The organism is Bacillus sp. NTK071, assembly GCF_017303315.1.
GTDB lineage: Bacteria > Bacillota > Bacilli > Bacillales > Guptibacillaceae > Guptibacillus.
The window spans coordinates 1-260 of record NZ_JAFKOI010000134.1; the positions used below are offsets into that span (position 1 = coordinate 1).

General features: G+C 68.1%; 1 protein-coding gene. It reads right to left on the reverse strand.

Translation table 11 applies throughout. The features are described from left to right. On the reverse strand, nt 1–260 hold a 260-nt coding region (locus tag JI666_RS21345), incomplete at both ends, for a hypothetical protein (RefSeq protein WP_206895095.1).

Sequence of the window (260 nt, forward strand, 5' to 3'; positions counted from 1 at the left end):
GCCCCATGTGGTCACGCCCCAGCACCTGCGCGCGCTCGAAGAGCTGGGCGAGGTTCACACAGACGCGCCGCGTCGAGCCATGCGAGCGCTTGAGCAGGTCGCGCTTGAGCGCCTGGTCGATCTGCAGCCCCGGCGCGTAGATCGGCGCGAGGTGATTGAGATCGCCCATATCGGCAGGCTGGGCCGCGACCCAATCGAGCATCCGGCCATGCACCCGCTCCCATTCCTTGAGCTTCTGCGGCAGCAGCTCCTCGCCGATC